The sequence below is a fragment of the Sphingomonas oligophenolica genome (genome assembly GCF_006438955.1).
Taxonomy (GTDB): Bacteria; Pseudomonadota; Alphaproteobacteria; order Sphingomonadales; family Sphingomonadaceae; genus Sphingomonas; species Sphingomonas oligophenolica_A.
The window spans coordinates 1-7,318 of record NZ_RCZK01000032.1 but is presented as its reverse complement, the minus strand read 5'-3'; the positions used below and the strand labels follow the sequence as shown (position 1 = coordinate 7,318).

At 59.2% G+C, this 7,318-nt stretch carries 7 protein-coding genes and 1 pseudogene; all 8 read left to right on the top strand.

Translation table 11 applies throughout. The features are described from left to right. On the top strand, positions 1–235 hold a 235-nt coding region (locus EAH84_RS15490), incomplete at its 5' end, for a DDE-type integrase/transposase/recombinase (protein ID WP_140872860.1). A 64-nt stretch (positions 236–299) separates the two neighbouring features. Further along, positions 300–473, top strand: a pseudogene (locus tag EAH84_RS16575) (DDE-type integrase/transposase/recombinase); the annotation flags it as partial. A 330-nt stretch (positions 474–803) separates the two neighbouring features. Continuing rightward, positions 804–2,114 carry an alpha/beta hydrolase family protein gene (locus tag EAH84_RS15480; protein ID WP_241656657.1) on the top strand — a complete coding sequence of 437 codons (1,311 nt, stop codon included), beginning with the start codon at positions 804–806 and terminating at the stop codon, positions 2,112–2,114. 342 nt (positions 2,115–2,456) lie between these two features. Further along, positions 2,457–3,053 (top strand): transposase, encoded by a 597-nt coding sequence (locus tag EAH84_RS16675; protein WP_161978434.1) that lies wholly within the window; start codon positions 2,457–2,459, stop codon positions 3,051–3,053. 817 nt (positions 3,054–3,870) lie between these two features. Further along, entirely contained in the window at positions 3,871–4,107 is a 237-nt protein-coding gene (locus EAH84_RS15470) for a hypothetical protein (protein WP_140872870.1), read from the top strand. A 230-nt stretch (positions 4,108–4,337) separates the two neighbouring features. After that, positions 4,338–6,269, top strand: coding sequence for a TadE/TadG family type IV pilus assembly protein (locus EAH84_RS15465; RefSeq protein ID WP_140872869.1), 1,932 nt, complete (start codon positions 4,338–4,340; stop codon positions 6,267–6,269). Then, positions 6,266–6,880: a TadE/TadG family type IV pilus assembly protein gene (locus EAH84_RS15460; RefSeq protein WP_140872868.1), complete on the top strand. Its 615-nt coding sequence runs from the start codon at positions 6,266–6,268 to the stop codon at positions 6,878–6,880. Before EAH84_RS15465 ends, EAH84_RS15460 begins: the two co-directional genes overlap by 4 nt. Further along, positions 6,877–7,318 (top strand): TadE/TadG family type IV pilus assembly protein (locus EAH84_RS15455; protein WP_140872867.1); only part of this gene is annotated, 442 nt, incomplete at its 3' end. The genes EAH84_RS15460 and EAH84_RS15455, both read left to right, overlap by 4 nt.

Here is a 7,318-nt window from a genome sequence, read left to right as displayed (position 1 = left end):
TAAGCAGGAGATCGGACGTTGGGCCAACAATCGGGTCGAGAACAGCCATCTGCCGTTCCGACGACGGGAGCGGGCGATGGTCAGATTCCGGCAGATGAAGTCGCTACAAAAATTCGCCAGCGTCCATGCCAATGTCCACAATCACTTCGATCTCCAGCGCCATCTCGTCGACCGCCAGACCTACAAGGAACGCCGCTCGGCCGCGCTGGCCGAGTGGCAGGCACTCGCCGGCTGAGTTATGACCCCAAAGCCCGAACTGCATCGTGTGGAGACGAGTTCGCATTAGACTGACAGCACCGTTCGGGCCGATGTTCGCAGGTGACATCCGTCGCCAGCGGGTGAGTGCGATGCGCGGTTTCCGTCATTGGCGGTGGCACTTGGACGAAATGTACGTGAAGCTGAACGGCGAGATGGTCTACCTCTGGCGTGCGGTCGACCACGAGGGTGAAATCCTCGAGAGCTACATCACGAAGAACCTAAGCTTCACGCCTTGCCATAGCGCTCCATAATCACGGGTGACCATGAGGTGATGCGACACAACCGGACATAATCTGCCAAGGCCGAGGTGCTGTCTGCGCAGCAAAGCGCGCTAGACTGAATGGGGCCAGCAGATCAGCGGACAAACATCAGGGCCAGTGGATAAACACCACACTCAAAGGCCGGAGACATGACCGCACCCGTGACCGTCGCCCAACCCAATATCACCCTTGATCGCAGGGCGCCGTCCAGACATGACAGCACCCAGCGACGGGCTAGGCACCGTAAGGATCTTGGCAAGCAACGCGACGACGGCGTCCGGGTCGATGAACGCGACAACGAAATATTTTTATCGAAAGCGCGACGATCGCGCTTGGCAGCCACTGTCGGCGGTCGCAACCGACGCCGTTGGGCTGACAAGCGGATTCGAACCGTTGGCGGTCGATCCCGCGTTGAACGTCGCTTACGGCTTCGACGACCTCGAGGGCCGTTCGGCGCTTTTCCGGATCGCGCTCGACGGGTCGCTCAAGCGCGAGGTCGTGCTGTCGCGTCCCGATGTCGATGTCGATCAGCTCGTCCGCATTGGCCGCCAGCAGCGCGTGGTCGGTGCCGCTTACACCACCGACCGGACCGAGGCGGTCTATTTCGATCCGGAACTAAAGTCGCTTCACGACGCGCTGTTGCGCGCCCTGCCCGGCGATAAGACGATCAGCTTCATCGATGCAACCGCCGATGAGAAGCAGTTGATCGTCTTCGCGGGCGGCGATGCGGACCCCGGTACCTACTATCTCTTCGAGAAGGCGACCAAACATCTCGCCCTGCTATTGCCCGCCCGACCGCAGCTTCACGACGTGCGATTGGCGAGCGTCAAATCGATTACCTACAAGGCCACCGACGGCACGGTGATCCCAGCATATCTGACGCTGCCCCCCGGCAGCGACGGCAGGCATCTGCCTGCGATCGTGATGCCTCATGGCGGGCCTGGCGACCGCGACACCTGGGGGTTTGATTGGTGGGCGCAGTATTTCGCCAACCGGGGCTTTGCGGTGTTGCAGCCCGAATTTCGCGGCTCGACGGGTTATGGCGCGCAATGGTATCAGAAAAACGGCTTTCAGTCGTGGCGCACCGCGATCGGCGATGTCGTCGATGCGGGACGATACCTGCTATCGTCTGGAATCGCGGAGCGCGACAAGCTGGCCGTCGTCGGCTGGTCCTATGGCGGCTACGCCGCGCTTCAATCGGCGGTTACCGCGCCCGATCTTTTCAAGGCAGTGATCGCAGTCGCACCGGTCACCGACCTGGAAATGCTGCGCAGCGAGTCGCGCGGTTTCACCAATTTCGCCCAGACTGATCGTTTCATCGGTCACGGCAAGCATATCGAAGAGGGCAGCCCTGCTCAGAATGCCGCGGCGATTAACGCGCCCGTTCTGATGTTCCATGGCGACAAGGACCAGAATGTCGGAGTCGCTGAATCGCGGTTGATGGAGCGAAAGCTGCGCGGCGTGGGCAAACAGGTCGACTACGTGGAGTTCAAGGGGCTCGACCACCAGCTGCTTGACGACGACGCGCGCGCAGATATGCTCGATCGCAGCGACCGGTTCCTGCGCACGGCTTTGAGGCTCGTTTCGAAAAGTTAAAAAGAAAAGGGGCGGCCATTGAGGCTTACGCGCCGCTAAGACCGTTGGCGCGGGCTGAGCGCGTACTAATCTTCGACCGTTACCAACACAATCTCACGGTTGCGAAATGTCCGCAATGGGCGATTCCTGCCCGACCGCTATTCGCCCTGAAAGCTGCTGGTCGGCTTTCGGGCTACCTGATCGCGACAGCGACGCAGTAACGGCGAAAAATGGTGGGAAGCGGAACGGCGGCTTTCGGGAACGAGGATTGGATAAGCTGCCGTTCGCTATATCAATCGATGGCAGCAGCTACGCGCCCCAATTTCCGCCGTTCCCGTGCCTGTCGCGTCGATCCATAAACGGATGGTCCGCGTTCAAGACGATGTCTCACGACTGGATGCCTGCTACGGATGGCCTATTACGGCCAGACCCGTTGGCAAGCATTGCGGGGCGGTCGACGCCGAAATCGAAGCCGTCGTCTCGGCAGACGAAAAGCTTGCTTGCCGGCACGACATTATCCCCAGCATCGCTGGCCTCCGCAAGCTCACCGCCGACCAGATCATCGCCACCATGCGTGATCTCGGATCGCTCGATAGCGAGCAGGCCGCGTCGCTTGCGGGCCTTGCCCCGTCGCGCGCCAGTCCGGCCGGTGGAAGGCCAGAGCTTCATACGCGGCGGCAGGGCCAACGTGCGCCAAGCGCTCTTCATGGCTGCTCTGGTCGCCGCCGGGTTTCATCCAGAGCTCAACCTATATACCAACAACTGACCGCAGCCGGGAAACCGGCCAGGGTCGCTATCATCGCCGTCATGCGAAAGCGCATCGTGACCGCAAACGCCCTGCCTGCTTATGGCAGTTCGACTCTGGGCGCCTGCACGTGCGTGACGATCACTAATACTCTAAACCTGACTATATTTCATGTACGTCAAATACATCGGAGTCACCAATGGCAGAACCGATAGTATAACCACTAAACCGAATCTTGACGTTGATATTATATATATGACTAGATAGTTTGTTTAGACTAATTGTATTCAAATCCTGATAAACAAAATTACAAACATTATATCTTGTTACATTTGCCTTCCCTCGCGACAAAATGTATTTCACTATCTTCAGTTCAATTAAAGTCAGGTGTATCGAGCACCCATTGATAATTAAAGACTGGGTGTTTCTTTCGATTTCCATATGAGGAGACGTCCTGTCTTATCTAGTCATTACTACGGTGAAGTAAACATTTTACCAGATGGGAGAGATTGGAGAGGATGAAGCGCGCCATCAATGAAACGATCGTCAAGCGGTTCACCGCTAGGGAGCAATCCAGATTACGGTTAATTTCCGCGTTGCCAATAGGGCTGGATCCCCACAAACTACAGAGCCGTGTATTTTCATGCGTCGTCGTTCAATAGGGCTAGCGCCGACAGCCCCAGCGGAACCCATACCGGGACCGGGCACGACGCGCTTTGTTTTTCTCAGCGAGCAAGGTTTCGAGCACACCCCGACCAATTTTGCATTGGTCTGGCGGTTCAAGACTGACCGTCGCAGCCTGGTCGCCATCGCGGTCGAAAGCGTCCCGATGAAATGGTCCGATGCTCACCCAGATAGACTTTTATCGCAGCACGGTTGCAGAAGCCAAGCGCCGGAAGGCTATCGATCCCACCGCGGATCGTGACCGAGAAGCGCTTCGACACCAGACCGTTCGCCTAGCCGACTTGGCCGCTGATGCAACCTCAGGATTTTCTAAGTTTGGCCGAGATCTGTCGACTGGACTCTCCCACCTTGCAGCTGCTCGAACAGGCTCGCGGGCACTGGCAGCCGGTCATTCAAACTGCGCGAAACGGAAGAGGCGTGGGGTCCGTCTCTATGCCTGTCGGTGCGGTGTTGCTCCGCGGGCAGGCGGTCGATGAGGCGATCGAAGGGGCCGATCGGATGCTTTACATGACAAAACGCGAGAGCCGAAACCGCTTAGTCATCGACCGCGTTGAGGAACTGCGTGACGGGCCGCTGGTCGTGTAAGCGACAGAACGGGACGAACGATACCACGTTAGCGGAACGGGCCGCAGCATAACGCGCTAAATTATGCTCATGGCGCAACTCGGCTTACGCCGTCGCGACGTGACGCTTTGGCAGTCGGTATCGGCTCCACGAACACGCAGTAATTTATCCAGCTTCGGCAGACGCGCTTGTTAACTCTTCCTTGAGAGTGCCAGGTCTAGCCCGACGCTGACATCAGTGGATTAGGAAACATGGGTAGTTCGAGCAGGGCTAATTTGGGAAGCTGGCGCTCTTTTCTAGGTACCCTGCGTCGCGACGTGCGCGCGAACACGCTGGCGATCATGGCCGCGATGCTGTTTCCGCTCGCCGGGCTAGTCGGCGGCGGAATCGACGTCGCGCGGATTTACATCACGAAGACGAGGCTCCAGCACGCCTGCGACGCGGGCGTTCTCGCCGGACGCAAGGCCATGGGCGGCGGCACCTGGGGGCAGAACAACAGTTATCCCAATACGTCCGCAGTCCAGTTCTTCGATGCCAATTACAAAAATGGATCTTACGGTGCGGGCAATCCGGTTGTCGCCTTCAGCGAAAATGCGGGCAAGGTAACCGGTAACGCCTCAGTCCAGTTGCCGATGACCCTCATGAAAATTTTCGCGGTCGCGCCCAAGACGCTCGCGGTCAGCTGCGCGACCGAAATGCGGCTGCCGAACACCGACATCATGTTCGTGCTCGATACTACCGGATCGATGGGTGACACCCCATCAGGCGATTCGCAAAGCAAGATGGCGAGCCTAAAGGTCGCGGTGAAATGCTTCTACGAGGTTGTCGCGCGGCTAAAAACCGACGCGAATTGCACGACAGGTTCCCCGGGGGGCGGCACGGGTTCGGCCGTGCAGGTCAGGTTTGGGTTTGTGCCTTATGCAACAAACGTCAATGTGGGGTACCTTCTTAATCCCGGGTGGTTCGCCAGCCAATGGGGCTATCAGTCACGTGCCCCACGATGGTGGATTTCGCAGGGAAATCCACAAATTACGACGCAAAACGTGGTTTTTACAAAAGTTTCCCAAAGTAACTGTACGGATGCAGGCCTCGCTGCTGCAGGGTATAACTCAACGACGGCAACTTACGGAAATAACAATACCACTAAGGACGAAACCACAACTATCAATCGGGCGACATCTTGGGATAATCCAAAAGGTGGAACTTGTTACGCGACAGAGACAAAGACTGTTAGTAAGTATAGCATGCAGGAGAACGTGGCAGGCGGCCCGAGCGATCAGTTTATCGATTATCACTACGGAAAAATAACTCAGTCAATCGCGGGTTTGAAGAATGGTGGCAGCTGGAACTCCAGTTTCACACTGCCGCTTGGCACCAACGGCGCGACCAAAACGATCAAGTGGGACGGCTGCATTGAGGAACGTCAGACGGTCGGGGCAGCAAGCTATATTCCCATTCCAAGCGGCGCGAAGGATCTGGATATAGATGCGACGCCGACCACGGGTGACGCCAGCAGCCTGTGGGGGCCAGCGCTTCCGGGGATGATCTTTACGCGCAACGGTGGCGCGGGGTGGACCCAGACCGAATCCTACACGACCAACGACTATCCCAACCAGTCCGGCTATTACTGCCCCGTTCCGGCGACCAAGCTGCAGGCGTGGCCCGATGCCAGCGCGTTCGACAGTTATGTCGACACCCTTACGCCCAACGGGAATACCTATCACGATATCGGCCTGCTTTGGGGGGCGCGGCTGATGTCGCCGACCGGGCTGTTTTCGACTGAGAACGCCTTCACCCCGCAAGGCGGCGAAATCCAGCGTAACTTGATCTTCATGACCGACGGCGATCCCTGCACCGGAGTGGGGAACTATCAGGCTTATGGGGTGGCGTGGTTCGACCGCCGCCAGACCGACCCGGCCACCGCGCCGACCGATGGGTGCACGACGACCGGCACGTTGACCCAGCAGGTCAACGCGCGCACCGACGCCATCTGTTCGGCGATCAAGAACAAGAACATCACGCTATGGGTCATCACCTTCGGCTATGTCGCGCCATCGACGGTCACGCGGATGACGAACTGCGCCTCGCCCGACCGCTATTTCAGCGCCTCGAACGCCGCGACGCTGCAGCAGACCTTCGCGTCGATCGCAAACCAGATTTCGCAGCTCAGGATCGTCCAGTGACGACGCCGCGCATCGCCAGGATTGCGCGCGACACGCGCGGTGCGACGATCATCGAATTCGCGATCGTCGCGCCGGTGATGGCGTTCTTCATGCTGGGCGCGTTCGACACCGCACACACGCTCTACATGCGTGGGGTACTCCAGGGCATCGTCCAGAAGACCGCGCGCGATTCGGGGCTGGAGGCGAGCACCGATGTCGCCGCGCAGGCTGCAATCGATACCAAGGTCACCAAGCAGGTGAAGGCCCTGGCGGGCAATGCGACGATCGTGTTCAGCCGCCGCTTTTACCGCACCTTTTCCGATGCTGCTACAGCGCGCGCCGAGGTATGGACCCAGGACACCAATGGCAACGGCGTCTGCGATGCGGGCGAGCCGTTCACTGACACGAACAATAACGGCGTTCGCGACCTCGACGGCGGCGACGGTGGTCAGGGTGGCGCGGCCGATCGCACGCTGTACTCCGTCACCGTCTCCTATCCGCGGATGTTCCCGCTCTACAATGTGATCGGGGTGTCGCGGACGACGACGATCAAGGCCGCGACGATCCTGGAGAACCAGCCCTACACCGACCAGGGCAGCTACGCCCCACCGACGATCGGCAATTGCCCATGACCCCCGTCCGAACCCACCGCCCCGCTACCTCGATCGCGGCCCTCGCCGCCCGGCTGGCACGCGACACTGGCGGGCTGGCGCTGCTCGAGTTCGCGTTCACGCTGCCGATCCTCCTGATGATGAGCCTGACCGGTGCCGAGCTCACCAACTACATCACGACGCGGATGCGGGTCAGCCAGATGGCGCTGCAGCTCGCCGACAACGCGGCACGCATGGGCAAGGGCACGCAGATCACCGCCAAGTCGATCAGCGAACTCGACATCAACGACTTGCTGACCGGCGCGCAATTGCAGTCGGGCGAGCTCGACCTGAAAGGGCGTGGGCGCGTGATTATCTCCGATCTGGAGCCGGTCGCGAATCCCAACACGACCAACAAATACAAGATCGTCTGGCAGCGCTGCTACGGCAGCAAGACCGCCCACGCCTCCACTTATGGCA